Source organism: Mesorhizobium sp. P3_A10 (genome assembly GCF_056403175.1).
On the sequence record NZ_JBFUFZ010000002.1, the window covers coordinates 526570 to 553173 of the forward strand.

Here is a 26604-nt window from a genome sequence, read left to right on the forward strand (position 1 = left end):
TTTCACGGAAACGCCGAACTGCTCTATGTCTTTGTTTTTACGCAATTCCGGACGGAAAACCGCTCACACTTCTCCTGGAATTGCTCTACGCGCCCAGATCCTGAGGCTTGCGCAGCCAGACCTTGTTGTCGTGCAGGGCCGCACCGCCATAGGGCGCCGGGGCATCGGCGCCGGTCAGAACGTTGATGCCCTCGCCGCGCTCATGGGCGCTGTTTGGCCAGATGCCTTCGGCGACGACGACACCACGCTTGATGCCGTCGAAGAATTTGGCGTGCAGCACCACTTCGCCGCGCGTGTTGCCGACCTCGACGCGGCCGCCATCGGCGAGCCCAAGGGCTGCCGCATCCTCAGGATGCAGCAACAATTCCGGCCGGCCCTCCTTGGCCTTCGACACCGGCGTTTCGGCAAAGGTCGAGTTGAGGAAGTTGCGCGCCGGCGATGTCGTCAGCCGGAACGGGTGCGCCTCATCCGCAACCTCGATCAGATCGACGTGATCAGGAAATTCCGGCAGGCGCTCCACCGGCCCGAACAGGCCCATGCTTTTCGGCGGCCGGTTGGGGGCGGCCTGCCCGCTCCAGTCGGCACGGAAGCGGAATTTTCCGTCCGCATGGCCAAAACCGTTGATGAAATGCGCGGTGTCGAAATCCGGCTGCAGGTCGACCCACTTCTCTTCCTTCAAGCTGTCGAAGCTGCCCAACCCGCGCTTACCGAGAATGATGTCGATGTGCTGCTGCTCGGTCAGGCCGAAACCTGGCCGGTCGGCGACGCCGAGGCGTTTTCCCAGTTCCTCGATGACGAAATGGTTGGTGCGCGGCCCTTCCGGCGGGTCGATCAGTTTCGGCCCGAGCGTGATGTGCTGGTTGCCGCCGCCCTTGTAGACGTCGTCATGCTCCAAAAACATCGTCGCCGGCAGCACGACATCGGCGAGCTTGGCTGTGTCGGTGATGAACTGCTCGTGCACGCAGGTGAAAAGGTCGTCGCGTAGGAAACCTTGCCTCACCAGCCGCTGCTCCGGCGCGACATTGGCCGGATTGGTGTTCTGGATCAGCATCGCCGTCACCGGCGGGCCGCCATAGAGCGCGTCGCTCGCACCCGTCAGCACCGGGCCGATGCGCGAATGGTCGAGATAGCGGATACTGGAATCGCGCATCTTCGTGCCTTCCAGCACATCCTGGTTGAGTTTGAAGATACCCGAATTGGAATGGAAGGCGCCGCCGCCTTCATACTGCCAGCTGCCGGTGACCGCGGCGATGCAGGACGCGGCGTGCATGTTGACCGAGCCGTTGCGCTGGCGCGCAAAGCCATAGCCGAGACGAAAATAGGTTTTCTTTGTCGTGCCGACGAGGCGGGCGAAGGCCTCGATCTCGGCGACCGATAGTCCGGTGATGTCGGCGGCCCATTCGGGCGTCTTTGTCCTGAGATGCGTTTCCAACCCCTTCGGGTCGTCGGTGTATTTTTCGAGGTAAGCGCGGTCGGCCATCCCCTCCCTGAACAGCACATGCATGACCGCGCAGGCCAGCGCGCCGTCGGTGCCGGGCTTCAGCACCAGGCCGAGATCGGCCTGCTTCATCGTCGCATTCTCATAGACGTCGATGACGACGATCCTGGCGCCGCGTTCCTTGCGCGCCTTGATGGCGTGGGTCATGACATTGACCTGCGTGACCACGGCATTGGTGCCCCAGATCACCACGCAGTCGGATTTGGCCATCTCGCGCGGGTCGGGACCACGTAGCGCACCCGCGCCCACCATCCAGCCGGTCCAAGCCAGGTTGGTGCAGATCGAACCGAAAAAGCCGGAGTATTTCTTGGCATGGCGCAACCGGTCGATGCCGTCACGCTGCACCAGCCCCATCGTGCCGGCATAGTAGTAGGGCCACACCGTCTCCGAGCCGTACTTTGCCTCGGCCGCTATGAATTTCTCGGCGACGAGATCGAGTGCTGCCTCCCAGCTCGCTTCCTTCCAGGCGCCCTCGCCTTTGGCGCCGGCGCGGATCAGCGGCTTCAGCAGCCGGTCGGGATGATGGACGCGGTCGGCATAGCGGGCGACCTTGGCGCAGATGACGCCTGATGTGTAGCTGTTGGCCTTGGCGCCATGGACGCGGCCGATGCGCTTATCGTCGAGCAGCTCGACTTCGAGCGCGCAGGTCGACGGGCAGTCATGCGGACAGGCCGAATGGCCGATTCTGAGCTTGGCGTGTTGGTTCATGGGGGGTGTCTAGCGGGTTTCGGCGGCAGCGTGTAGGGCCAGATGATTAGCCAATCTCCCCACTTGTGGGGGAGATGTCCGGCAGGACAGAGGGGGGCGCGAAGGATCGCAGCCTATCTATTCGTCACGGAAGCCAGCGGTGAGAGATTGCAAAAAAGGCTGACAGGTTGGCGGGACAGCGCCCCCCTCTGCCCTACCGGGCATCTCCCCCACGAGGGGGGAGATTACGCACTCACTCCGCCGTGCCTTCTTCATACTCCGCCGACATCGACAGCCATTTTTCCTCGTGGCTGGCAAGGGTCTGGGCCAGTTGCGAACGCTCCTTGGCCAGCCTGGTGGCCGTCGATGGATCCTTCTCATAGATCGCCGGATTGGCCAGCTCGTCCTCGATGCCGTCGATGCGTTTGCGGATGCGGTCCATCAGCGCCTCGGTGGCGCGGATTTCCTTGGCCAGCGGCTCGAAGGCGGCGCGGCGCGCGGCCGCATCGCGGCGGCGGTCGGCTTTTGACGCCTTGTCGGCCTCGCGCTTGCCGCGACGGTCGCCTGATACACCGGTGACCAGCGTCTTGTAGTCTTCGAGATCGCCATCATAGGGATTGACCGCGCCGTCCTTGACCAGCCACAGCCTGTCGGCAGTCGCTTCGAGCAGATGGCGGTCGTGCGAGATCAGGATGACGGCGCCGGGAAACTCGTTCAGGGCATGGATCAGCGATTCGCGGCTGTCGATGTCGAGATGGTTGGTCGGCTCGTCGAGGATGAACAGGTTCGGCCCCTCGAAGGCTGACAGGCCCATCAACAGCCGCGCCTTCTCGCCGCCCGAAAGGTCCTTGGCGGCGGTGTTCATCTTCTCGGTGGTCAGGCCGAACTGGGCAACGCGGCCGCGCACCTTGGATTCCGGCGCCTCCGGCATCAGCCGGCGCACATGCTCATAGGCGTTCTCCTCAGGCCGCAGATCGTCGAGCTGGTGCTGGGCGAAGATCGCCACCTTCAGCCCGGGCGCCACCGTCATGGTGCCGCTCTCCTGTTTCAAGCGGCCGGACAGAAGCTTGGCGAAGGTCGACTTGCCGTTGCCGTTGGCGCCGAGCAACGCGATGCGGTCGTCGGCATCGATGCGCAGTGTCATCTTCTTCAGGATCGGCTGTCCCTCGGTATAGCCGACATTGACGTTGTTCAGCGCGACAATGGGTGAGGCCACCGTCTTCACCGGCTCGGGGAAGGAGAACGGCCGCACCGTGTCGTTCACGATGGCCGCGATCGGCTTCATCTTCTCCAGCGCCTTGATGCGCGATTGCGCCTGCCTGGCCTTGGAGGCCTTGGCGCGGAAGCGCTCGACGAAGGATTCCATGTGCTTGCGCGCGGCTTCCTGCTTGACGCGGCCCTTTTCCTGCAACTCCTTCTGCTCGGTGTACTGGCGCTCGAACTGGTCGTAGCCGCCGCGCCAGAAGGTCAGCTTCTTCTGGTCGAGATGGACGATCGAGTTGACGGCACGGTTGAGCAGGTCGCGGTCGTGCGAGATCAGGAGCACGGTGTGCGGATATTTGGAGACATAATTCTCCAGCCACAGCGTGCCTTCGAGATCGAGATAGTTGGTCGGTTCGTCGAGCAGCAAAAGGTCAGGTTCGGAAAACAGCACGGCGGCGAGCGCCACGCGCATGCGCCAGCCGCCGGAAAAGGACGAGGCCGGGCGCCGCTGCGCGGCATCGTCAAAGCCGAGGCCGGCGAGAATGGTGGCCGCGCGCGACTCGGCCGAATGCGCATCGATGTCGGCCAATCGCATGTGGATGTCGGCGATGCGGTGCGGATCGGTGGCGGTCTTTTCCTCTTCGAGCAGAGCCGAGCGTTCAAGGTCGGCCTTGAGCACGATCTCGATCAGCGCATCCTCGGTGCCGGGCGCTTCCTGCGCCACCTGGCCGATGCGGGTGTTCTTGGGCAGGCTAATCGAACCGGTCTCGGAAGCGAGGTCGCCGGTGATGGCCTTGAACAGCGTCGTCTTGCCGGTGCCGTTGCGGCCGACAAGCCCGGCCTTGGTGCCGGCCGGCAAGGTCAGCGAGGCATGGTCGAGAAGCAGGCGTCCGGCCATGCGGAGCGAAAGGTCTGAAATAACAAGCATAGCGGCGCTTTTGCACGGGAGACCGGCGCTTCGCAAGGCCTTGCGAGCCAAGAGACGAACAAGTTCGCTCTGGGTTGGCCGCATAAGGATGGCTTGGAAGTCAATGTTTATCGGCTCGGCTGTCTGCACCCGGTGGTCAATATTGAACAGACTGGCGCCCGGCGTGCGGCCTAAACCTTGTATGGCTGACGAAAATCCAATAGCGCCCCAGCCCCCCGCCCGCGATTGGTTACGCCAGCAGAAACCCCGGCCGGGGATTTTCAACGTGGCGGCGGAAGCAGCTTGGCCTGAATCGGAAAACCGGGAGGCGCTCACAAACTCCCGGTCGGACTCGAATGAACCAGAGTGGCATTGGAGGTTCGAGGATGCCTGCGCTTCCCCTGGCGCTCAAGATCGCAGATGCCGTTGCCGATGCCGAGCGGCGTCAACACAGGCTGGACGTCGCAACCGTTGCCGGCCTGTTGCACGACGCCCATCCCGAGGCCGGCCACAGCCTGGCGGAGATTGCCGACACGCTGCGAGAGGAGATCGCATCCCAGCAAACCTTGGCCGCAACAGCGCTTGGGTAACGCTAGTGTTGCGCCTGGCGTTCTGCTTCCCGCTACTCGTCGACATCAGGCTGCCGGGCATGCCTTGCCTGGCGAAAAAGCCCCGGCCGGAGACTCGTCAAGACGCCAGACAATCGGGAGGGAGGAACAACCCGAATGACGCCGACCGCAACTGGATAGCCTTCGCGGCGCGCCGCGTTTGGTCAATATTGACCGGATTTTGTTTCATCGAAGCTGATGCCTGGCCAACATCATGATATTATCCGCTTACAAACCAATCTGGTCGCTGGATGAGGCAACCGATGGAAGGCAAATCAGATCAGCCATTCGATCCGAAGGCATTTTTGGCGAAAGCCGATCTTGGGCGAACGATCACACGGCATGAACCCAACCAGAAGATATTCTCGCAAGGCGATGTCGCGGATTCGGTCTTCTACATCAACGAGGGCCAGGTCAAAGTCAGTGTCCTCTCCAAACAGGGAAAGGAAGCCGTCGTCGCCATAATGAGCACCGACGATTTCTTCGGCGAAGGCTGCCTGGCTGGCCAGACACGTCGCATGGCCACGGCAAATGCGATGACGGATTGCGAGATCATGCGGCTCGACAGGAAGGCGATCATGGGCGTCCTTCACGACGAGCCGGCCTTTTCGGAAATGTTCATCGCCCACCTTCTGGCGCGAACCATCCGCGTGGAAGAGGATCTGGTCGATCAGCTTTTCAATTCGAGCGAAAAGCGCCTGGCACGTGCACTTCTATTGCTGGCAAATTTCGGCAAAGAAGGGAAGCCCGAACCCATTCTCGGCAAGGTCAACCAGGAAACGCTTGCCGAAATGATTGGCACAACGCGACCGAGAGTCAGCTACTTCATGAACAAGTTCCGCGAACTTGGATTCATCGACTACAATGGAAAGCTTGTGGTGCATAGTTCGTTGCTGAGCGTGGTCCTGCATGACCAACCCCAGATAAGGCGATGAAGAGTAAGAGCTGCCGGCCGGTGCCGTGCGGCCGACAAGCCCGGCCTTGACCGCACAAAGCGCATAAAACGGCGCGCCGACAGCGCGCCGTTTTATGACTGATACTGCAAGCGACGACCGCTTTTCAGCGGTCGGCCTGCGCTCAGGTTTTTGCCTTGCGCTTCGTCACCTTGGCTGCGGCGGCAGGCGTGGCCGGCTTGCGGCCAAGCCCCGAGGATTTTGCCAGCGCCGAGCGGGTGGCCGAGTAGTTTGGCGCCACCATCGGGTAATCCGGCGGCAGACCCCACTTGGCCCGGTATTCGTCCGGGCTGAGATGATGGTCGGTGCTGAGGTGTCGCTTCAGCGACTTGAACTTCTTGCCATCCTCCAGGCAGACGATGTGGTCGGGAAACACCGACCGCTTCGGGTTGACGGCTGGAGTGAGGGTGACGCTTTCCGCTTCGGCAATGCTGCCCAGCTTGCGAACCGATGCGCTGACGCTGGCGATCAAATCCGGCAGGCCGGATGCTGGAAGCGGATTGTTGCCGACATAGGCAGAGACGATGTCGGCGGTTAGTTCGATAGCTGTCTTGTTGTCGATACTGGACATTCTTTTTCTCCCGTCGGTTGTAATTTGCCGACTTTTTCTAGAGTTTTCTTGATGTATCGATTTAAATTCATCCCCCCAACGGGACGCCCAAATCTCAGTAAACCATCAAGACTCGGAACGAGATGATGTTTCTACCGAAGACTCGGACCGTGCAAATTAGAAAATCTAATACTTGGCAGCGGCAGACTTTGAATCCGCAGACTTGGCGGGACTGGAGTCGGCCAGTATCTCCAGAATACGCTTCCAATGGGCGCAGCGACCGAAATCTCTGTGCTCGATCGCCTTTTCCGCCTTCATCGCGGCGTAAAGTGGCGCTTCGGCGCCGAACTCCCTGATCAGCCAGTACGCTTCCTGTCTGGCGAGACGTTCATCGTCATCAAGCATGGTTTCCAGCCTCCGAGCGTTCGACGCCCACCGCAATGCAGCTGCCGATGACGAGGACGGCACCGGCAATCGCCGTCATCGTCAGCCTTTCGCCGGAGAGGGTCAGCAGAAGTGTCGAGGCGATCGGCGTAAGATAGGCGACGATCGCAACCTTGCCACCGCCTTCGAGCTTGAGGGCGCGCGACCAGAAGTAGTAGCCGAGCCCCATCGGACCGGCCCCGAGATAGAGCCCCAGAAGCAGGTCCGCACCGGCTGGCCAGACGATGCCGTCATGAACGCACCACAGCAGCGTCAGAACCACACCGATCAGGGCCGACGGCAAAAGCAGACGGTCCGGCGAGGCGGCAAGGCGACCGACGACGATCGAGTAGAAAGCCATGCACAGCGCCGATCCGAAGGCTGCGAGGTAGCCGATGAGATTGCCCTGGAACCAGGAAGCTTCGCGGCCGCCGGAAATGACCAGCGCCACGCCGACAAAGCCGAGCGCGGCGGTCAGCCCGAGCAGCACCGGGCGTCGCGGGTGTTCCAGGACGATCACCGCCGCCGCGACCATCAATGGCCAGGTGTAGGCGACAAGATTGGCTTCGATCACCGGCATCGAGGCGAAAGCGATGTATTGCAGCACCATCGTGCCGACCAGACCGATAAAGCCGACCGCGACCGGTACCAGTGCGGCCTTCGCTGCCGTGATGATGTCCTTTGGCACGGCGTTTTCCGGCAGGGCATTTTCCGGCCGGACGTTCTCGCTAGACATCAATCGGATAATGACGAAGACCAGTGCCGCTCCGACGAATTGCAGAAACTGCACCAGCGATACCGGATAGTTTGCCAGCAAGGATTTGCCGACCAGCGCGTTGGTCGACCACAAGGCGACCGCGCCGGCGGCAAAGACCAGCGCGGATTTGGCTACCATGTGTCCCTTGCCCCGCCCGAAACCGGCGCATCCGTAGCTACCGGCACCGGACGTTCCTCTTCGAACCGGCGATAAGCCGGCAGCTGGTTGGTCCAGACATCCTCGGCCAGTTCGTTGACCCATTCGCGGTCATGATCGTTGTCGGCGGCAAGATAGAACATGCGGTTGTCATCGACATAGGGCTTGGCCACCGAGCGCTGGTTCAGCACCAGCGTAACGCGCTCGCCAAGTTGGATAGGGGCTGTGCGATGCAGGACGCCAAGGAACTGGCCAAGCGTGGCGTAGTTCATCTTGTGGTCGATGCGCATGACGCGGTTGCGCGGGATCTCGCGGCCGGTTTCGAGGATGGCACGGCCGGTCTCGGAATCGTCGCAGTAGATTTCGAGATGGCCACCGACCAGCGGGTCGCTGATCGACAGCGGAATGAGTTCGGTGACCGGAACGCCGTCGCAATGCCAGTCGACGGCGCCATCCTTAGGATTCATGAAGGTGACGGTCGAGCCGACGATCGACAGCGGATACGGCTCCAGCTTGGTGCCCATCATGTCGGACAGCCGGTCCAGACGCAGCTTGTCATGCAGGAGTTCCTTGATCTCCGGAATGAAGCGGTCGGCGCCGGTGATGAAGGTGAGATCGAGATGTTTGTGAACGGCGTGGCTGCCCTTGAGCTTCAGCGCAGCCTCCTCGATCGCGGCAAGCAGTGCCGGATCATAGCCATGGCGATACTGCGCGACACCGAAGCTCGAGATCTTCCACGCCGTTTCGTGACCGATGATGGCTTCGCGACTCATCGCGTAACGCAGTTCGGGAATGCTATGTGCGTTCATGTTACTTCTCCAGGATGGGGGCGGGACTTAAATGACAGTTGATTAAATTAGCCCCCCCTGTAAAATTAGGAATGCTGGTGCTACCGTAAGCCAAGCTTAAGGTCGAAACCCGTGCGTCTGCTCAGTCAGGTCAACCTCAATTCGCTGAAAATCGTGGAGAGTGCTGCGCGGCATAAGAATTTTACGCGCGCCGGAGAAGAGCAATTCATAACCGCTTCGGCGGTCAGCCAGCGCGTCAAAAGCCTTGAGGACCAGCTGCGCTTCAAGATTTTCCTGCGCGGCGGCAATGCCGTTTCGTTGACGCCCGAGGGCGAGACCTATGTGTCGCGGGTTCGCGAAGCGCTCGAGCGCATCGTCGCGGCGAGCATGGAAGCGACCGGGCAGTCGCAGGAGCATGTGCTGAAAATATCGGTGCTGCCGACATTTGCGGCGCGCTGGCTGTTTCCGCGCCTGCCACTGTTCCAGCAGCAACATCCCGAGATCGAGATGCACGTTGCAACCTCCTACGCGACGCACGAATTCCCGACGTCCGAATACGATGTCGAAATCCGCTATGGCGACGGCAGCTTTCCCGATCTGCAATCCGAACTGCTGTTCAGAGAAGACCTGACGCCGGTGTGCAGCCGCAAACTCTTCCATCAGGTTCTCGGCCACAAGCCGCTGTCGAGAGTGACGCCGGACGATCTCAGATACTTCACGCTGCTGCATTCCGACACCTGCACCCAGAACTGGGAATCCTGGCTCGGCTTCGCCGGCGCCAGTTCCGTACTCGAAGAAGCCAAGAGCATCTTCTTTGACTCGTGCATGATGTCCTACGAGGCGGCCAATGCCGGGCTGGGATTTGCTGTGGCCAACCGTGCCTACATGGCCAGCGACATCCGCGCCGAAAGGCTGGTCGCTCCGTTTGCCATCCACCACCCGAATACGGCCGGGTGGTATTTCGTCTGCCCGGACAAGGCGCTTGCCGCACGCAAGGTGGCGCTGTTCAAGCACTGGGTAATGACCGAGGCGGCGATGACGCAGAGCCAGTTGGATCTCGAGACCAGCGGCTGAACGGCGGCGGCCTTCGGCAGCCATCTGCTTAAGCCAGCATCGGATTGATTGCCCGCCGACACGCCCCCCGCATCCGACAAGAACCATGTGCCGTTCCATGGTCCCGCTTGACTCACATATATCTCGGCGGTTATACGTAAATCAATAGCCAGCGGGTTATCGATCTCACATGACGAACGCTCACGATATGCTCTTCAGAACATTGGCCGATCCCACGCGTCGGGGAATTTTCGAGCGCCTGTGCCGCCAAGGCGAACAGACAGTGGGGGCGCTGACAGCGCAGTCCGGGGTCTCACAACCGGCCGTTTCAAAGCATCTCGGCGTGCTTAGGCAGGCCGGGCTGGTGCGCGACCGCCATGAAGGACGACAGACCCACTATAGCGCACAGCTCAACGCGCTTGCACCGCTGCTCGACTGGACAAGTGAGATGGCCGGGTTTTGGGAAAGCCGGTTCGACGACCTCGAAGATCTGCTAAAAAGGATGGACCAATGAGCAATACCGCGACGCAAAGGCGCTCGGTCATTGTCGAACGTGAAATCCCCTACCCGCCGGAAAAGATCTGGCGCGCGCTGACACAACCGCACCTCATCGCGGAGTGGCTGATGAAGAACGATTTCAAAGCTGTCGTAGGCCATAGTTTCAATCTGAGCGGAGACTGGGGCGGTGTGTTGGACTGCGAGGTCCTCGCCGTCGAGCCGAACAAGACGCTCTCCTACACCTGGAATTTTGCGCACGACGATGCCGCCTACAATCTAGAGAGCGTGGTGACCTTTGCGCTCACGCCAACGAGCGCGGGGACTCACCTGCGCATGGAGCAGTCGGGCTTCCGGCCGGATCAGAAGCAGGCCTTTGGCGGCGCCCATGCCGGGTGGCGGCAGTTCTTTGCAAATCTGGAGCAGGTCCTGGCGCGGACAGAGTGAAGTCTGCCCGCGCAAATCAGAGCCAGGCCCTGTCTCCAGAGCGGCACACCCAAACGCAACAACGGAGCAATAGCAATGAAGATCAAGTTGACCAGCGTGTACGTGGACAACCAGGAAAACGCCCTGCGCTTCTACACCGACGTGCTGGGCCTTACCAAGAAGGCCGATTTCAGCAACGGGCCCTATCGTTGGCTGACCGTGGCCTCACCCGACGAGCCTGATGGGACCGAGCTGCAACTCGCGCTCAACGACAACCCGGCAGCCAAGGCCTACCAGCAAGCCATATTCCAGCAGGGTCAGCCCGCGGTCATGTTCTTCACCGACGACGTCAACGGCGACTACGAGCGCATCAAGGCGCGCGGCGCCGAGTTTGCCATGCCGCCGACCGAGGTGACCGGCTCGACCATCGCGCAGCTGAACGACAACTGCGGCAACCTCATCCAAATCACCCAGCTGGCGCGCTGGTAGGGCGGGCCTTGTTCGTTTTTCAAAGGAGGTTGCATTGAACTGGAACAATTGGATCCGGCAGAGCCACCGTTGGTTGTCCATCGCCTTTACGGTGACCGTCATCGCCAACTTCGTCGCCATGGGATTGGGGCAGCCTCCCGCCTGGGTGGTCTACGCGCCGCTCTTGCCACTCTTCCTGCTGCTGTTCACGGGGCTCTATATGTTCGTGCTACCCTATGCCACCAAATGGCGTGGCGAACGGCGCGCCGGCGCCTGAACGCAATGGCAAGCAAGGCGCCCAGGAAGGCCCACGGCGAGGCTGCGGTGATCGCGAAGACCGCCGCAGGCAAATCGCATCGAGAGACAAGACTTCGAGGCATACAATGAACCCATCACAACAAATCGATCAGCTGATCGCTGGGCTCCCAGACTGGCGTGGCAAAAAGCTCGCCAGCATCCGCAAGAGCATCCTTGAAACCGACCCTGGTATCATCGAGGAATGGAAGTGGATGGGAAGCCCGGTGTGGTCTCGCGACGGAATGATCGCGGTCGGCAACGCCCACAAGGACAAGGTGAAGCTTACCTTTTCCCATGGCGCGAGCCTCGCGGATCCCGATAAGCTCTTCAACGCCGGTTTTGGCGGCAAGGTGTGGCGAGCCATCGATCTTTTCGAAGACGATGAGATTGATGAGCAGGCTCTGAAAAATCTCATCCGCGCCGCTATTGATTACAATCAGGCCAAATCGAAGAAGAAAACGTCAGCGGGCACGCGAGCGAAGGTACAGAAGCAGACGACATGAAGCGTGTTGGGGAAGCGGCCAAGACGAGCAAGGCCACTGCGCTGGCGAAGGCAAGCGCGAAGGCCGAACCTATGAAGCTCCTCTCGGGCGGCAACCCTCAGATCGCGAAGGCAGACGGCGACGCGCCGGTCCAAGCCTACATCGCGGCAATGCCAGGCTGGAAACGGCAGGTCGGGCACCGCCTCGACGCGCTCATCGTGCGTACCCTCCCCGACGTGCGCAAGGCGGTCAAATGGAACTCGCCATTGTACGGCATGGAGGGCCAAGGCTGGTTCCTTGGCATCCATTGCTTCACGCGCTACGTCAAAGTGACCTTCTTCCGCGGCATGTCGCTGCGACCGGTCCCGCCCGGCGCCAGCAAGGGCAAGGACACGCGCTACCTCGACATCCGCGAAGGCGACGAGCTCGACGAGGCGCAGATGGCGAGCTGGGTGAAGCAGGCCGCCGCGTTGCCCGGCTTTCTCGCGCCTTGACCCTTCTGCGAGTGGTCAGAGCGCCGTCCGCAATCGCACCATGACGCAAGGGAAAGACTCAGCTATCCTCCGCCGCGCGGCGGACCTGATATCCGCCTGGCCGGCGCTATCAGGCAACCTCCCAAGCGGCGCCGGCCTCCTTTCCCCACCCTGCCCCGATCGTCATTGCGCGGTTGGCGTAGCCGGTTCAGCGCCTGTTGCCGGCTAGAGCGTGGGAGCGACCTGATCGCCACCAGTGGCGTTGGTTGGTGGAACATTGTTGTCGCAACCCGCGACAGCCAGCGCCGCCGCCAGTATGAGCAAGATCGGGAGCTTTTTCATAGCAACCTCCTCTCGTTGGACAACGAGGCGGTGCCCGATTTGGTTGCGCGGACTCAATGTTGCAGGACAATCGCGGAACCAAAAGCCGCCTCCCCGGTTGGTCTAGACCAACGGAGGTGCAATCATGATCCGTCTGCTCATAGCCGGAACCATCGCTTATCTCGCCTATCGCGTCACCAAACAGGTGATCGACGACGTGCCGGGCAATGTCGACCCGCTGCTGATGCCGTCGCAGGCCAATCGCGAGGCGCTGAGGCGACAGTCGGCGGCAATGGGTGTCGACCCTCTGCGTTAGCCCGCCGCGTCGTTCCCCGGCGCTCCCGCTCTGCGAACGCTGCCCCGTTGCCAACAAAAGCGGAAACGATGCTTGATGGGCGATGACCATCGTCGCACGTGATTCGAGTTTCCAGCCGGCCTATCTCGCCAAGCTGAACGACCAGCAGCGGCTGGCCGTTGAGCATGGCGACGGCCAGATTGCCGGGCCGCTTCTGGTGATCGCGGGTGCGGGTTCCGGCAAGACCAACACGCTTGCGCATCGCGTCGCGCATCTGATCGTCAAAGGCGCTGATCCAAGGCGCATCCTGTTGATGACGTTTTCGCGCCGGGCCGCATCGGAAATGGCCAAACGGGTCCAGCGTATCGCCGGCGAGGTGCTGGGCCGCGATGCTTCCATCATCACCGATGCGCTGACATGGGCCGGCACCTTTCACGGCATCGGCGCCCGGTTGCTGCGCGACTACGCGCTGGAGATCGGCCTCGATCCGGCCTTCACCATCCACGACCGCGAGGATTCCGCCGACCTGATGAACCTAGCCCGCCACGAGCTCGGTTTTTCAAAGACGGAGAGCCGTTTTCCGACCAAGGGGACTTGCCTTGCGATCTATTCGCGTGCCGTCAACGCGCAGGCGCCGCTTGGCGAGGTGCTGGGGTCGGCGTTCCCGTGGTGTGCCGGCTGGGCCGACCAGCTAAAGGCGCTGTTCGCCCGCTACGTTGAGGCCAAGCAGGCGCAGAACGTGCTCGATTACGACGATCTGTTGCTCTACTGGGCGCAGATGGCGGCGGAGCCGGAGATATCAGCCCATCTTGGCCAGCGCTTCGACCATGTGCTGGTCGACGAATATCAGGACACCAACCGGCTGCAGGCCTCGATCCTCACAGCGCTGAAGCCGGACGGCGCCGGGCTGACGGTGGTCGGCGATGACGCGCAGTCGATCTATTCGTTTCGCGCCGCCGAAGTGCGCAACATTCTCGATTTCCCAAAACAGTTCGCGCAGCCCGCCGATGTCATCATGCTGGAGCGCAACTACCGCTCGACCGAGACGATCCTGGCCGCCGCCAATGCGGTCATCTCCGAGGCTTCGGAGCGCTTCACCAAGAATCTCTGGTCGGAGCGCAAATCGTCGCAAAAGCCGAAGCTGGTCAGCGTCCGCGACGAGGCCGAACAGGCGAATTATGTCTGCCAGGCGATCCTGGCCGAGCGCGAGGCCGGCACGGCGCTTATCACGCAAGCGGTACTGTTTCGCACCTCGCACCACAGCGGCCCGCTGGAGATCGAGCTGACGCGCCGCAACATCCCGTTCGTCAAGTTCGGCGGGCTGAAATTCCTCGATGCCGCCCATGTCAAGGACGTGCTGGCGGTGCTGCGCTTTGCCGAGAACCCGCGCGACCGCGTCGCCGGGTTTCGCGTGCTGCAGCTCCTGCCCGGCATCGGCCCTTCGGCGGCGTCGCAGATCGTCGAGACCATGGCGACGTCGCTCGACGAGGCGATGGGCCTTGCGCGCTATCGGCCGCCGCAACGCGCGGTCGAAGACTGGCCGGCATTCGTCGCCTTGTTTTCCGGCCTGCGCGCCGGCGCGAAATGGCCGGGCGATCTTGAACTGGTCAGGCTGTGGTACGAGCCGCATCTCGAGCGCATGCACGAGGACGCAACGACGCGCCGGGCTGATCTTTTGCAACTCGAACAGATCGGCGCCGGCTATTTTTCGCGCGAGCGCTTCCTCACCGAACTGACGCTCGACCCGCCGGATGCGACCAGCGACCAGGCCGGGCCGCCGCATCGCGACGAGGACTATCTGATCCTGTCGACCATCCATTCGGCCAAGGGCCAGGAGTGGAAGAACGTCTTCGTGCTCAACACCGTCGATGGCTGCATCCCGGCCGATCTCGGCGTCGGCACCAAGGAAGATATCGATGAAGAGCGCCGGCTGCTCTATGTGGCGATGACGCGGGCCAAGGATGGCCTGCACCTGGTGACGCCGCAGCGTTTTTTCACCCACGGCCAGGCGGCGCGCGGCGACCGCCACGTCTATGCCTCGCGCACCCGCTTCATCCCGGCCTCGATCCTTGGCGCCTTCGAACAGACGTCATGGGCCAGTGTGCGAGCCACGGACGATCCGCGCCGGCAACCGCAGGTGCGTGTCGACCTCGGCGCCCGCATGCGCGGCATGTGGAAGTAGTCTTGTTGGCGCCCACCTACGAATGCCGTTTGACGTGAATGTCGCCAGCGAAAAAATCTCGATATTTTTGGAACCTCAGGCCGCAATCTGCGTTTCCCGGCGTCCGACCCTGATCGGAGAGCGGCGACCGCCGTCACCTCCGCCCAACTCGAGAGGCCAGAATGAACGACAGGATGTTCTTCACCCCGGTTGCCGTGACCGTTGGCGCCGGCCACAAGCGCATGCTCGCTTCGCTCTTTGAAATGCATGAGTTCCTGACCGAATTTCCGCCGTCGCGCCGGCGCCTGAGCTATGGCGCGGCCGTGAATGCCTGTGAGGCGGCAAGTGCCGGCGAGATCTCGACCGAAGCCGCGCGGGATGCCCTGATCACCTTTGCCGTCACGGCAGGTGTGCTGTGGCCTGCCGCCGCGCCGATCATCTCGGTCAAGCCGGTCGCTCGTGGCTATGGCGGCTACGCCGCCTGACATCAGGACGCAAACCACTGCGCTATTTTGAACGGCCCGCGTTGGTGCGGGCCGTTTTTCAACAACCGGAGGAATAGCGAGCTAGGCCAATCTCACTACAGCGCTAGACGACCCTGTCGCGCTCGACCAGGATGTCGGCCTCGATTGCCGCATTGATGAACGCCGCACGGGCGTAGCGGGCCTCCTTCAGCCCTTCCAGGGCTGCGAGGCAGGCCTTGCGGGCGGCAATGTGAAAGCGGCCCGTCTTGGCCGGCCAGCGATTGAGCAAGATGTCGGCCGCTTGGGCGACGCGCTCGACGGTAAAGATGATGTTTCCCGATCGGCCGAGCGCGACCCGAACAGGCTCGTCGAAATGCTGATCCCGCATGGCGTCATCTCACCAGAAGCTGAAGCCGAACGCGACTCAATTCGCGATATTATGATAGGGATCTGTTGACATCGTCACACCGCGCCGCAGCCTCGTGCCTCGGCACTCAACAGACCCTGGGTTCCCAACATGTCTGACGGCCAAAAGAACCCGAAGCTGATCGTTGTCGTCGCCTTTGACCGCGGTGAGGACGGCGAGCTGTTCGCGGCCTTCGGGCCGGCCCACCAGCAGAGCGAGGACCGCGCCGTCCGAGCGGCCAAGGGGCTCGCCGCAAGCATGTCGGCGTGATTGCCTGGAGCCGCGATGCCGACCCGGCGCTTGGTGACTACGGACCACCGACCGTGCCTTTCGCCAGCGGCGACGTACCCGACATGGAATAGCCCTGCCCGACATAGTCTTGGCGCGACGGGTTTTCCGCCGCGTCGCAGGCTTCCAAAATCGAGTTAGCGAGAGAGATCACTCCGACTGGCGGCCTGCTGCTGGCGAGACCGCGCCGCCGCGCCGGCGATTGCTCCTCGTGCAACGGCAAAGCCGCTCCACCGAAATGAGCGCGACGATCAGAATCGCCCTGAGTTCGATGAGATCGTGGCGGCGTGGTCTTGCGTCTGGCCGACGAATGGCTCGTCGCCGATCAACAGCGAAGGCGCGGGCAGATTGTTGACGGCAGCGAGCCGCCAGAAAAACGATATTTACTGAATGATATACGTAATCTCGTACAAATTCCAAGGTTACGCCTAGATGCGGTGAAATTCATAAGGTTCGTAAAACCCGATTTTTTGGGTAACTCTGGAGGAAAACCCGCGAAATTCCCCGAGTACACGACATTGATATAGATTCTACTATAAGTAGAAGGTAACATCTGTAGATATTTGATGATAGCATATTGTGGTATGAAGCTTTGAGAGTTAGCCTGCTTCGAACCAGCATGGAGGATGACCAAGGGTTTGCGTAAGCCGCACATCTCCTAGCGAGACCTGAAATAGAACATTATCGTATAGATGGGTGAATCCTTGGGAAATACACGAGGTATATTGACGGTCAAGGCCGGTCATCCGTCGAATAGAATCAATCTTGGCTCTCTGCTCACGGCGGCAGGACGTTTCGGTATTCAGCAGTTTTTTGATTTTTTTGCTTTTCGAAAAGAGCCTGCCATTGACCAGGCCAGTTCGCTGCCTCCCAAAGCACTGCCTTCCAGAACACGCTCCTCCGGAGATCCGGCAGGACCCAGGCTTCTGTGCGGGATTGACGTTCCTTCCGGTCGCACGTTCCACGTCGGCAAGGGGCTTGCGCTGTATCTGCAGGGCTGGGCTTTTTGTCCCGGCAATCCGATCAGGCGACTGTATGTCCTGGACGGAACCAGGCAGCATGAAATCCGAAACCATTCCTGGGCCCGACCGGACGTTTTGCATTACTTTTATCCCGCGCAGGATCCGAGTGGCGGCAGCCTGTTTTCCGAGTTCATCACGATACTGCCGATCGATGAAATTGCGACGCCAGAGACACGCGACCTGCGACTTCGTGCCGAGTTGAAGTCGGGAAAGATCATCGAGCAACCCCTGGGGGTCTTCGAGTTTCAGCCGGAGAGCAATCGACGCCCGCTGGCGGTGGAATGGCCGGCGAACGGCCCCAAGGTTGCCATCTGCATGGCAGCGTACAATCCGCCTTTGCAACTTCTGAAGCAGCAGATCGGATCGATATGCGCGCAGGATCATGAGAACTGGATCTGCATTATCACAGATGACAGTTCTATTGCTGCCTGTCGCGACGATATTCTTGATATGATCGAAAACGACAGCCGCTTTATCTATGTGCGAAACAAGGCACGCAAGGGCTTCTACAATAACTTCGAAGAGTGCCTTTCTTTAGTACCAAGCGATGCGGACTTCGTTGCGCTGGCGGATCAGGATGATAATTGGCACCCCGACAAACTCACGAAGCTCCTTCAAGCTTTGCCGGCGAATAAGAAACTCGTGTTTAGCGACTGCCGCATCGTCACAGACAATGAGGTTGTCTCCGAGACATATTGGAACCACCGCAAAAATGAATACGCGGATTTCCTCTCGCTGTTCCTGGCCAATTCTGTGACCGGTGCCGCGAGCCTGTTTCGCAGCGACATTCTCGATCGGATTCTGCCGTTTCCGCAACGGCTGATGGATGCCTACCATGATCAATGGATTGCACTTACGGCCGAGGCTGCGGGCGGAATTTCCTATGTCGACGAACCTTTGTACGACTATCATCAGCATGGAGCGAACGTTGTAGGGCAAGTGGTCAAACGCTACCACGGCGTTTCCCATTCAATAGGGGCCATCCTCAAAGGCGCAGGAAACAAGCACGCCTTGCTTGATGCCGGTCGCACCTTGCTGCAGCAAGCACGCGTGGACTTCTCGGGGGCGCAGGAAAAGGCCGTATTCGCAGAGACACTTCGGCTGCGAAATCCTGGAATGCCGGGAAGCCTGAAAAAGACGACCAACCAAATCCTACGTCTGACGACCAGTGTGATCGAACCGATTCGCCTGAAATTTTCAGGCATGTTGCGGCGGCATTCGACATTGAACGTCGAGGGACTGTTGATGAATGCCGCCTTCGGCGCCAGAGCAAGGAATCTCGCCTATCGATTAAAGAAAGCCCGATACCTGCAGCATGCCCGCAGGGTCGCTACAGGATCTGCAACCGCGCCGAATGTCGCCATCCCCGGCGGAATACCCCGCGTTGAGGATATGGAGGCAAACTGGATTTTTCACAACATTCAGCCGCTGACGCTGCGGGTGTCGAGCCGCGAGCCAAAGCGCGTCAACATCCTCCTGGCCACGATAGATTTCAAATACATCTTCGGCGGTTATATCGGCATGTTCAGTCTGGCGCTTCGGCTCCGTCGGGAAGGTTTTCTCGTCCGGATCGTGACGCTGGAATATACGGAGCTGGACATGGCGGTCGCTCGCGAGCGCATCAAAGGCTACCCTTGCGTCGAGCACTTGTTTGACGAGATTGAAATCGAGCATCGGCACGACCGCAAGGAGGAATTGTCCGTCAATCCCGGAGACCGCTTCATCGCTACCAATGGCTGGGGCGCGCATATCGCGCACCATGCCAGCCGCCAATTGGGACAGGACCGTTTCATGTTCATGGTCCAGGAATACGAACCCTATTTCCTGCCCATGAACACGATCGCCGCGTTGTTCCGGCAGTCCTACGGCTTCCCGCAGTTCCAGCTTTTCTCGACGCCCTTGCTGCGCGACTTTTTCAAGCTGAACAAGATCGGCATATTCTCGCAGCCTGACGCGGAAAAACACCATGCTGTGTTCCGCAACGCGATCCAGAAATTCACGCCCTCGCTAAACGACATGCGCCATCATGAACGGCGCATTCTTTTTTATGCCCGCCCGGAAGCGCATGCATCGCGCAACCTGTTCGAACTCGGCTTGAAGGCGCTCGCCGAACTGGCCAGGTCCCCCGATTTCGACGCCGACAAGTGGAAATTCTACGGCATGGGTTCGATCGGCGGCGCCAGCAAGGTCAGGCTGGCTCGCGACGTGGTCATGGAGATGATGCCTAAGACCGATCTGCAAACCTATACCGAACGGCTGCCGCACCATGATATCGGCCTCTCGCTCATGCTGACGCCGCATCCCAGTCTGGTGCCGCTGGAAATGGCCTCGGCGGGAATGTGGACCGTGACCAACACGTTCGAGAACAAGACGGCGAAGAGCCTGCGGAATATATCGACCAACCTCATCGCCGTGGAGCCGACGCTGGAAGGCGTGATCGCCGGGCTCAAGGACGCCATCTCGCGTGTTGATCAATACGACCGGCGACTGCAAGGCTCGCACCTCGATTGGCCGACCAACTGGGACGACTCTTTCTCCGGGGCAACCATGAAGAAGATCGTCGACTTCCTGTCCGATCGGCCTGCCCTTTCCGTTGCTGCCCACTCGCCGCGGAACCAGGTGCATACGCCCCGGAACCGGGCGCATGGCGCTCAGGCTGCCGGCAGGCCTGTCTCAGCCGGCCGCCAAAGCCTTACGCCAAAGGGACAAACAAGTTAGGGAACCCGGATGATCCATTCATCCTGCAAGCCCCACCATCCGGCCGGCTTGAACGAAACGACGCGCGCCTTCGTTGCGTCGTAGATCGCCTTGAGCACATAGGGCGGCAACACGATGGTGGAGCCGTAGATCGACGAATCGAGATCCTTCTGATCCGATCCATCCAGATAGCCGTATTGCTGACCATCCTTGATGACTTCGGCAAGCTGGGGAACGACGGTTGCTGCATGCGCCCCGTGCGTGGAGAACATCAGATAGCCGCCCGGTTTGAGCGCGTCGCATACTGAGGACAACCAGCGCTGGAACAAGCCATCCGGCAGGTGGGACCACAGCGAAATCGCGAAGATGAAATCGTACTTTTCGCCTGGCTGCCAATTTTCGGGGATACTGGCGGAGGGAATCGCCGGGACCCCCAACACATCCGCACAGAAAGACACCGCTTCGGGGTGGATGTCGCATGCGACGAAATTCAAGTCCTTCAAATGGCGCGTCACGCGTCCATAGCCGCTTGCGAACTCCAGCACCCTCGCGTCCTTGGCCAAGCCCAGTGATGCCATGAGTTCGCGCACCTGTTGCGCGTTGGCAGCTCCGTTCTCGAAATAGTGCTTCAGCGCCTCGAATATCTTCATCTCCTCGCCCGCCGACAACCGGGCGACCAGATGGCCGAAAATGTGGTCATACTCATGAAGCTCGGGACTAACCGAATATCTGTCTGCCCATACTTTGGCGAGGGCCCGCAGGAAATCGCTCGTTTCAAACGCCTGTGACGACCGGACCGGCTCGCTGTTGCGGCTCGGTTCATTCACTGGCTCCATCGTTGAGTCCTCCCCCTTGCCTTTTAACCACCGCGATGCGGCGAAAGCGTCAAGCAGGTTTTTGTACAACGTACTGGTCCTGATACTTCCACCACACGCCGGCCTTGTAGGATATCAGCCGTGCTCCCGGAAGCCTGCCGACCTGAACGCCGACATAGTGCGGATGAACCGTCGCATTGCCGTAGTCCTGCGTGTCCAGGTCTTTCTGTTCCGACATGGGTTCGAAGGCCATGCTATCGGGCCCTGGCGTTGGTATTTTTGGGTTGATGGCACGAGCGGATTCGCCGATCGTCGTAAAGATCAGATAACCGCCTGGCGCCACGAGCGCATAGAGTGCCGACAGCCATCTGCCAAAAGTGCGATCCGGCAGATGGGAAAAAAGCGATATGACGGCGACGACATTGAACTGACCCGGAATCTTAAGCTGGTCGGGGTCTTTTGACGACACATAGGTCGGGCATCCGCAATGTTTACTCACGAACTCCACCGCTTCTGGGTGGATATCGCTTACCGTCAGGTCGCATAATTTCTGCAGGTGACGGGTGAGCCGCCCATAGCCGGCGGCAAATTCGAGAACCCTCAGATTGTCCATGTCGACGCCGAGGCCTTCGATCGTCGTCATCAATTGTTCCGCGTCGGCCAGCCCACCCTTGAAATAGAATTTCAAACCGCCCTCGGCGTTCATCTTCAGGAAGTGCGCCAACATATGATCTTCGGAGTGAAGCGCCGGACTTACCCGATAGATCGCGGCATATCGTTTTGCCGCAGCCTCCATCTCCTCAACGGCAACGGTTCCCACGGCGCTCTCCCTTGTATTCTCTTTGACCGGGGCTTGTTGGACTTGCGCCTGGTTGTTTTGTGCCGCGGCTCTCGGCAGGCGACCCTCACGCCGCCCAGAACGCAGATAGTGCAGGAGCGGATTCACACCTGCGCTCGCAACATCGGGGTTGTTTCTGAGGTAATATTCTGAATCGAAAAACGGCATGGTACCGTGCTCCTCCCTATCGCCATGGGCAAAATGTTCGACAGCAAATGTCAGAGCTTCATCCAACGACAAGTTTTCAGTTGCGACCCTGTCTCGCTGCTGGCTCAGATGTTCGGTCCTCGCCACGAGCTCGACCCTTTCGCCTCTCAAGGCTTGAACTTCCTTTGCGAACTGGTCGTTCTCCGCTCCGGTCGCTGCTATCTGGTCGAAGATTTTCCAGTAGACATCATAGCTTGCGCTGACCAGAAATGAGGCTTCCAGCGCTGGCAGGCTGGCCTCGTTCGCGGCGGCAACACCGATGTAGTACATGGTATCAGGGATTTCGCCTGCGGTCCTCTCGACACTGCTTCCGTCGCGAAAAACGCTGGCTATCCCGCCCGCGTCACCCTGACAGGACAGGATCGACGATGCCACGGTCAACCGCTGACCAAACAGCCGAAGTGCAGGAAATTGCTCTCTCAACAAATTCTCGAACTGCTGGCCGGTCAGTTCGCTGATATGAAATTCGTTAACGTGACCCTGTCGGTGTGAATAGACCTCAGTGTTGGGCGAGGATATGATAAGAAACCCGGCAGGTCTGAGAACGCGACGAATTTCGGCCATCATGCCGGCTTGATTGGCCAGATGCTCAATGGTCTCAAAGGAAACGACCACATCAGCGCAGTGATCGGCCAACGGCAGGTTGACTGCGTCGGCACATAGGAAAGAAAGGTTCTGAACCTGATATCGTGACTCGGCATGCCTGACAGCGCTGTCTGAAATGTCGATGCCAATCACCCGTCGGGCAGACGCGGCGAGCATGGCCGAACCAAAGCCCTCCCCGCAAGCAAGGTCGATTACATCAAGTCCGTCAACCAGGCCACGCGCCCACGCATAGCGATGCATATGCTCCTGGCGAATTTCGTCCAGCAGCTCCGGATGATAACGCTCGCCGGTGTAGTTCAGCGCGGATTTCCTGGTATTCTTCATGGTCCTCACCAAACGCCACCGATGAATTGCGCCAGCAGAGGCGTCTCGTCAGATTGCGCCACCTTCGCATCATATCGCTCTGAAACCGGAGCACCAGTTCTGTGTGCATGCTCGAGATAGTCCTCCGGCCGTACGCCTCGACGAACCACATGCCTGAGCTATCTGCGCGCCACCATTGCGAGTGCCGCGGGATAATCCACCGGAAAAATTGTCAACTCGGAATAACCCGCCTCCATGAGGAAGCACCAAGCATCGGCACCGAATTCCGTATGGACCACATAGTCATCGCCGCTCTCTTGCGGGCTGCCGTGATGACTTTTCGGAAGGCCCGTTCGCCCCCTGCTCATTCGCCCGACGATGATCGGGACGGTCAAGCAGAGCGCACCCCGCGGCTTGAGAACTCGGCGGCACTCTGCCAGCGCGTGGACGGGATTGGCGACATGCTCAAGTGTATCGGAATGGACAATTATGTCGAAAGTATCATCAGGCCAGGGCAAGGCGTGCAAATCGACCTGCGGATAGGCACCGAAAACATGCTCCGGCATTTTGGACAGAACTGGATTGAGCGTGCCGGCGTCGTTCAATTCCAGAATGCGAACATGCGCAGCATCGGCAGAAACGACAAAATCCCGTAGCATATGCGTCGTTCCGCAAACGGCGCGCAGCGCATTGGCAAGTGCTATCGATCTCAGATTTGCACCGCAGCTTGCGCAAATTTCGCCTTGCTGACGGTCTACATAACTTACTTCCGCGGGCGAGAGTTGCCATTGATCGATCAGCTGTGGCCACAGGACCGTGTGTGCCGTGAACTCGGTTCCGCCGCATACCGTGCACAACATTCAACATTGATCCCTTAGTTTGCTTTGCGACCGCTCCCGTTCACCGCAGCGGCGACGCCCGCGGCAGTGCGCGCGACGGAGCGGCTCCGACACCGAAACAGGATCATCGGATTGCTTCGCCAGCGGAGGAACGCCAGCCAAACTCTACATCCCTCATGGTCGTCTGCTGCCCGGAATCGCCTGGATCGATACGAATGGAACGCCCCGCCAGATAGTCAGGAAGAACCAGCGCAATCGCGTGGTCGCCGGCGTCGAGAGGCAGTTGAATCGAGCGACCGGCAACAAAAGCTCCATCCGGGCCATCATGGGGTGAAAAATAGATCTCGAATGTATCGGGAACTTTCAACATCAGATGCAGCCTAACGCAGGGGGTTCTTCCACCACCAGCCGAGACGGGCACGGTGGTGACCATTTGGGGATCGGGGGCAGTGGTGAGATAGCCGTTTGCGTCCGCAACCATGGCCTGGAGCCTCGGCGCGCCGGAGGCAGGAGCAAAATCCCCGCATTCCCTGGCAGCCAGTTCGTTGCGTGCGACCAGAGCCTGACCCAGCGGGCTGGGCCATGAAAGAGGGCCGGTCAGCGCCGACTCAACCACCGCTCGCTCGACACGGCTGACGATCAGCCGGTTGCTGGCGAGTATTGCGTTCGTGATCTCTTGTTGACCGGCACCCAGACCAACTGCGAACGCGTGTCGGAAAGGGTCCGTCAAGCCTACGATTTTTTTATAGAATGAATCATGCAGGATGACGGTGGAACTCGCCTGATCGAACTGCTTGACCGAAGATAGCGCTTTTGTTTCCGCCGGGCGGTCGATCTCGCTTTCCGCTTCACCGTTGCCGACCAACAGCATCAGTGTTTCAAGATCTGCCGGGCGCAACGTCATTTTCCCGGTCAGTGCGGGCGGCTGTATCTCTTTTGCCTCCGGAAAAACCGCAACCAGCAATTGGCGAAGGGCGATGGCAGCGCCAACATAGGTCCAGTGGGTGTCCACCTTGCTATACAGCCTGTCTCCCGTTGAATTTCTTTTTGCATCCAGCTGTGAGGTCAGGTGGTCAATGACGCGAGGCGCTTCGGTCCTGATCGTCGATCGCAAAAGGTCGGCGCTCTGCTGTTTGCAGGCCCATAACTTTTCAAAATGAGGGTCGAGAAATTCTGGATAGACCGTTGATTTGTCGGGCGGAATCGCAAAGTACATCTCAATTCCGGACGCGCCGGCAACGTCGAGCATGGCGTCCATGCGGGAGACGGCCATTTCCACGTCATATTTCTTTTGACATTGGCCCTCGAACCAATCGCCCTTCCAATAGAGCCAGCCGTCCTTTCCGGTAACGACGTTGTTGTGGTCGTATTGGTGAACGATCTTCAGCAAAACGGTATTCCGAATCGAAATGGCCGATTTCTTTAGCTGGGAACGCTCCAGAAGAGCGGAAGCCATCTGATCGAATGCGCCGCTCGAGCCGGTAGAAAGCACTTCCATAGGGGGAAAGGGCGTAAATTCTCTCTGGCCATAGGGCTCAACAGCCCCCCGCACGGCAAGCACCAGCAGCGGAGACGCGACCACCGCCGCGAAAGCCGCGGTGACAATGGCGTCGCATATTTTTTTTGCTGTGGTCATCAGAATTGGAAATACAAAAACGGGGTGTAGCCACCGCTCAGCGCCAACACCTGACAGACCAGCAGGGCAACAACTGTGTAGCAGGCGCCGGCGACATAGAGCCTATCGCCTCTGGTCTCGCTTGTCAGCAACTGGCCGAACGAGAGCCGGCCGGGCAGAACATAGATCGCCGCACCGGCCGCTAGGGCGATTAGGCTGGTCGTGGCTATCGGGGCTGCGGCATCAAGGCTGAATGCGCCGGCGGCGGCCGGCAAAGCCATCGCCTTCCACAATGAAATTGCCTGCTCGAGCGACGTCGAACGGAACAGCGGCCAGCTCAGCGTTACAACGGGCAGGAAGTAGGCATATCGCAGCCATTCCTTCTCGAGCACTTTGGGCCATGCGCCGGTCGCGACGCGTTCGCCCAGGATGAAAACCCCGTGGAACAGCCCCCAGCAAAAGAACGTCCACGAGGCGCCATGCCAGAGACCTGTCACCGCGAAAACGAACAACAGGTTTCGATAGGTCGCGATCCTGCCATGCCGATTTCCCCCCAAGGGTATATACAGATAGTCGCGAAACCAGCTCGACAGCGAGATGTGCCAACGTCGCCAGAATTCGGCGATCGAACGGCTGGCGTAAGGCCTCTCAAAGTTTTCGGCAAAGCGGATGCCGAACATGCGGGCAAGGCCGATGGCCATGTCCGAATAGCCGGAGAAGTCGAAGTACAACTGGATGCCATAGGCGGAGGCCGCCAGCCAGGCTGAGATGAAGGTGATGGAATCGTGCGGGGCAGCAAAAATGGCATCCGGAATAGGCGCGACGCCGTCGGCTATTATCACCTTTTTCATCAGGCCATGAGCGAAGCGGGTGGCTCCGGCGGAGAAGTTCGACAGGGATACCTTCGGCGCTCGAAAGTCCTCGATAACGTCGCGATACCGTACAATCGGGCCAGCGATCAAATGCGGAAAAAACGTAAAGTACGTGCCAAAAAGCACGACATTGGGCTCGGCCGGAATTGCGCGACGATAGACGTCGATCAGGTAGGACAATGCCTGGAAGGTAAAAAAGGATATGCCGATTGGGAGAACGACGCCAGCGAATTTCATCGCAAGGCCGCTGCCGGCAACTGAATCGACGTTGGCCGCGACAAAGCCGAGATATTTGAAGAACACAAGCAAGCTGACGGGGAGAGCTATTGCTACCGCGGCAATTGCCTTTCTCGATCGAGCCCCCTTGCAGAAATCCAGGGTGAGCGCCCCGACATAGGCGACCATCAGGTCTGCGACGAGTATTATGACATATGACCCGGAGGACCAGTAGTAGAACACCAGGCTCAAAACAAGAAGGCTTGGCCTGAAGGCCGACGGTCTGGCAAAAAAGGCGATGGAAAGGGCGACCGGAAGAAAGAAAAATAGGAAGTTACTCGCCGAAAATACCATCCATCCCTCAGTCGTATTCCACGAGTTTTTAAGGTTTGAAGAGTCGACTCGACAGTCAGAA

25 protein-coding genes and 1 pseudogene are annotated in these 26604 nt (G+C 59.9%); 14 read left to right on the forward strand and 12 right to left on the reverse strand.

The window, feature by feature from the left end; translation table 11 throughout:
* Nucleotides 1-85: 85 nt before the first annotated feature.
* Nucleotides 86-2206: a molybdopterin-containing oxidoreductase family protein gene (locus AC1DXU_RS09370; RefSeq protein ID WP_477367348.1), complete on the reverse strand. Its 2121-nt coding sequence runs from the start codon at nucleotides 2204-2206 to the stop codon at nucleotides 86-88.
* Nucleotides 2207-2438: 232 nt separating this feature from the next.
* On the reverse strand, nucleotides 2439-4316 hold the full coding sequence (locus tag AC1DXU_RS09375; RefSeq protein ID WP_477367350.1) for an ABC-F family ATP-binding cassette domain-containing protein: 1878 nt from the start codon (nucleotides 4314-4316) through the stop codon (nucleotides 2439-2441).
* 365 nt (nucleotides 4317-4681) lie between these two features.
* Here AC1DXU_RS09375 and AC1DXU_RS09380 point away from each other — a divergent pair, with 365 nt between their 5' ends.
* On the forward strand, nucleotides 4682-4885 hold the full coding sequence (locus AC1DXU_RS09380) for a hypothetical protein (RefSeq protein WP_477367353.1): 204 nt from the start codon (nucleotides 4682-4684) through the stop codon (nucleotides 4883-4885).
* Between the two features lie 281 nt (nucleotides 4886-5166).
* A complete protein-coding gene (locus AC1DXU_RS09385) occupies nucleotides 5167-5838 on the forward strand; it encodes a Crp/Fnr family transcriptional regulator (protein WP_477367356.1) in 672 nt (223 codons plus the stop codon).
* A 142-nt stretch (nucleotides 5839-5980) separates the two neighbouring features.
* Here the strand turns inward: AC1DXU_RS09385 and AC1DXU_RS09390 are convergent, their stop codons facing one another.
* The 4 genes from AC1DXU_RS09390 to AC1DXU_RS09405 all read right to left on the reverse strand — a co-directional run bounded on the left by AC1DXU_RS09390 (nucleotide 5981) and on the right by AC1DXU_RS09405 (nucleotide 8551).
* Nucleotides 5981-6427: a Ros/MucR family transcriptional regulator gene (locus AC1DXU_RS09390; RefSeq protein ID WP_477367359.1), complete on the reverse strand. Its 447-nt coding sequence runs from the start codon at nucleotides 6425-6427 to the stop codon at nucleotides 5981-5983.
* 165 nt (nucleotides 6428-6592) lie between these two features.
* A complete protein-coding gene (locus tag AC1DXU_RS09395) occupies nucleotides 6593-6811 on the reverse strand; it encodes a hypothetical protein (RefSeq protein WP_477319330.1) in 219 nt (72 codons plus the stop codon).
* The gene (locus AC1DXU_RS09400) at nucleotides 6804-7724 is read right to left on the reverse strand and encodes a DMT family transporter (protein ID WP_477367362.1); all 921 of its coding nucleotides are present in this window, start codon (nucleotides 7722-7724) and stop codon (nucleotides 6804-6806) included. The genes AC1DXU_RS09395 and AC1DXU_RS09400 overlap by 8 nt, the downstream gene beginning before the upstream one ends.
* Complete coding sequence (locus tag AC1DXU_RS09405; protein WP_477367365.1) at nucleotides 7718-8551, reverse strand: hypothetical protein; 834 nt, start codon at nucleotides 8549-8551, stop codon at nucleotides 7718-7720. Before AC1DXU_RS09405 ends, AC1DXU_RS09400 begins: the two co-directional genes overlap by 7 nt.
* Nucleotides 8552-8662: 111 nt before the next feature.
* On the opposite strand from AC1DXU_RS09405, the gene AC1DXU_RS09410 reads away from it, so the two are divergent.
* The 10 genes from AC1DXU_RS09410 to AC1DXU_RS09455 all read left to right on the forward strand — a co-directional run bounded on the left by AC1DXU_RS09410 (nucleotide 8663) and on the right by AC1DXU_RS09455 (nucleotide 15486).
* On the forward strand, nucleotides 8663-9604 hold the full coding sequence (locus AC1DXU_RS09410) for a LysR substrate-binding domain-containing protein (protein ID WP_477367368.1): 942 nt from the start codon (nucleotides 8663-8665) through the stop codon (nucleotides 9602-9604).
* Nucleotides 9605-9773: 169 nt separating this feature from the next.
* Entirely contained in the window at nucleotides 9774-10097 is a 324-nt protein-coding gene (locus AC1DXU_RS09415; protein ID WP_477248176.1) for an ArsR/SmtB family transcription factor, read from the forward strand.
* Nucleotides 10094-10525 (forward strand): SRPBCC family protein, encoded by a 432-nt coding sequence (locus tag AC1DXU_RS09420; RefSeq protein ID WP_477367371.1) that lies wholly within the window; start codon nucleotides 10094-10096, stop codon nucleotides 10523-10525. Before AC1DXU_RS09415 ends, AC1DXU_RS09420 begins: the two co-directional genes overlap by 4 nt.
* Nucleotides 10526-10600: 75 nt before the next feature.
* Nucleotides 10601-10993: a VOC family protein gene (locus AC1DXU_RS09425; protein WP_477367374.1), complete on the forward strand. Its 393-nt coding sequence runs from the start codon at nucleotides 10601-10603 to the stop codon at nucleotides 10991-10993.
* A gap of 34 nt (nucleotides 10994-11027) precedes the next feature.
* Nucleotides 11028-11249: a hypothetical protein gene (locus AC1DXU_RS09430; RefSeq protein WP_477272337.1), complete on the forward strand. Its 222-nt coding sequence runs from the start codon at nucleotides 11028-11030 to the stop codon at nucleotides 11247-11249.
* A 106-nt stretch (nucleotides 11250-11355) separates the two neighbouring features.
* Nucleotides 11356-11772 carry a DUF1801 domain-containing protein gene (locus AC1DXU_RS09435; protein WP_477367377.1) on the forward strand — a complete coding sequence of 139 codons (417 nt, stop codon included), beginning with the start codon at nucleotides 11356-11358 and terminating at the stop codon, nucleotides 11770-11772.
* Nucleotides 11769-12245 carry a DUF1801 domain-containing protein gene (locus AC1DXU_RS09440; protein WP_477367379.1) on the forward strand — a complete coding sequence of 159 codons (477 nt, stop codon included), beginning with the start codon at nucleotides 11769-11771 and terminating at the stop codon, nucleotides 12243-12245. The genes AC1DXU_RS09435 and AC1DXU_RS09440 overlap by 4 nt, the downstream gene beginning before the upstream one ends.
* Nucleotides 12246-12690: 445 nt before the next feature.
* Complete coding sequence (locus AC1DXU_RS09445; RefSeq protein WP_477367382.1) at nucleotides 12691-12861, forward strand: hypothetical protein; 171 nt, start codon at nucleotides 12691-12693, stop codon at nucleotides 12859-12861.
* Nucleotides 12862-12943: 82 nt separating this feature from the next.
* A complete protein-coding gene (locus AC1DXU_RS09450; RefSeq protein ID WP_477367385.1) occupies nucleotides 12944-15022 on the forward strand; it encodes an ATP-dependent helicase in 2079 nt (692 codons plus the stop codon).
* Between the two features lie 161 nt (nucleotides 15023-15183).
* Entirely contained in the window at nucleotides 15184-15486 is a 303-nt protein-coding gene (locus tag AC1DXU_RS09455) for a DUF982 domain-containing protein (protein WP_477367388.1), read from the forward strand.
* Nucleotides 15487-15589: 103 nt separating this feature from the next.
* Here AC1DXU_RS09455 and AC1DXU_RS09460 read toward each other — a convergent pair whose 3' ends face one another.
* Nucleotides 15590-15853, reverse strand: a complete 264-nt coding sequence (locus tag AC1DXU_RS09460; protein WP_477367390.1) for a DUF982 domain-containing protein — start codon at nucleotides 15851-15853, stop codon at nucleotides 15590-15592.
* A 129-nt stretch (nucleotides 15854-15982) separates the two neighbouring features.
* On the opposite strand from AC1DXU_RS09460, the pseudogene AC1DXU_RS09465 reads away from it, so the two are divergent.
* A pseudogene (locus tag AC1DXU_RS09465) lies at nucleotides 15983-16233 on the forward strand (hypothetical protein).
* Nucleotides 16234-16884: 651 nt separating this feature from the next.
* Entirely contained in the window at nucleotides 16885-19899 is a 3015-nt protein-coding gene (locus tag AC1DXU_RS09470; protein WP_477367393.1) for a rhamnosyltransferase WsaF family glycosyltransferase, read from the forward strand.
* On the opposite strand, the gene AC1DXU_RS09475 is transcribed toward AC1DXU_RS09470, so the two are convergent.
* The 5 genes from AC1DXU_RS09475 to AC1DXU_RS09495 form a co-directional block, all read right to left on the reverse strand.
* On the reverse strand, nucleotides 19896-20783 hold the full coding sequence (locus tag AC1DXU_RS09475) for a class I SAM-dependent methyltransferase (RefSeq protein ID WP_477367396.1): 888 nt from the start codon (nucleotides 20781-20783) through the stop codon (nucleotides 19896-19898). The genes AC1DXU_RS09470 and AC1DXU_RS09475 overlap by 4 nt on opposite strands.
* Nucleotides 20764-22668 (reverse strand): class I SAM-dependent methyltransferase, encoded by a 1905-nt coding sequence (locus AC1DXU_RS09480; protein ID WP_477367399.1) that lies wholly within the window; start codon nucleotides 22666-22668, stop codon nucleotides 20764-20766. Before AC1DXU_RS09480 ends, AC1DXU_RS09475 begins: the two co-directional genes overlap by 20 nt.
* Before the next feature lie 158 nt (nucleotides 22669-22826).
* A complete protein-coding gene (locus AC1DXU_RS09485; RefSeq protein ID WP_477367402.1) occupies nucleotides 22827-23507 on the reverse strand; it encodes a methyltransferase domain-containing protein in 681 nt (226 codons plus the stop codon).
* 103 nt (nucleotides 23508-23610) lie between these two features.
* Nucleotides 23611-25122 carry an alginate O-acetyltransferase AlgX-related protein gene (locus AC1DXU_RS09490; protein ID WP_477367405.1) on the reverse strand — a complete coding sequence of 504 codons (1512 nt, stop codon included), beginning with the start codon at nucleotides 25120-25122 and terminating at the stop codon, nucleotides 23611-23613.
* Entirely contained in the window at nucleotides 25122-26543 is a 1422-nt protein-coding gene (locus tag AC1DXU_RS09495) for an MBOAT family O-acyltransferase (protein WP_477367408.1), read from the reverse strand. Before AC1DXU_RS09495 ends, AC1DXU_RS09490 begins: the two co-directional genes overlap by 1 nt.
* Nucleotides 26544-26604 lie beyond the last annotated feature (61 nt).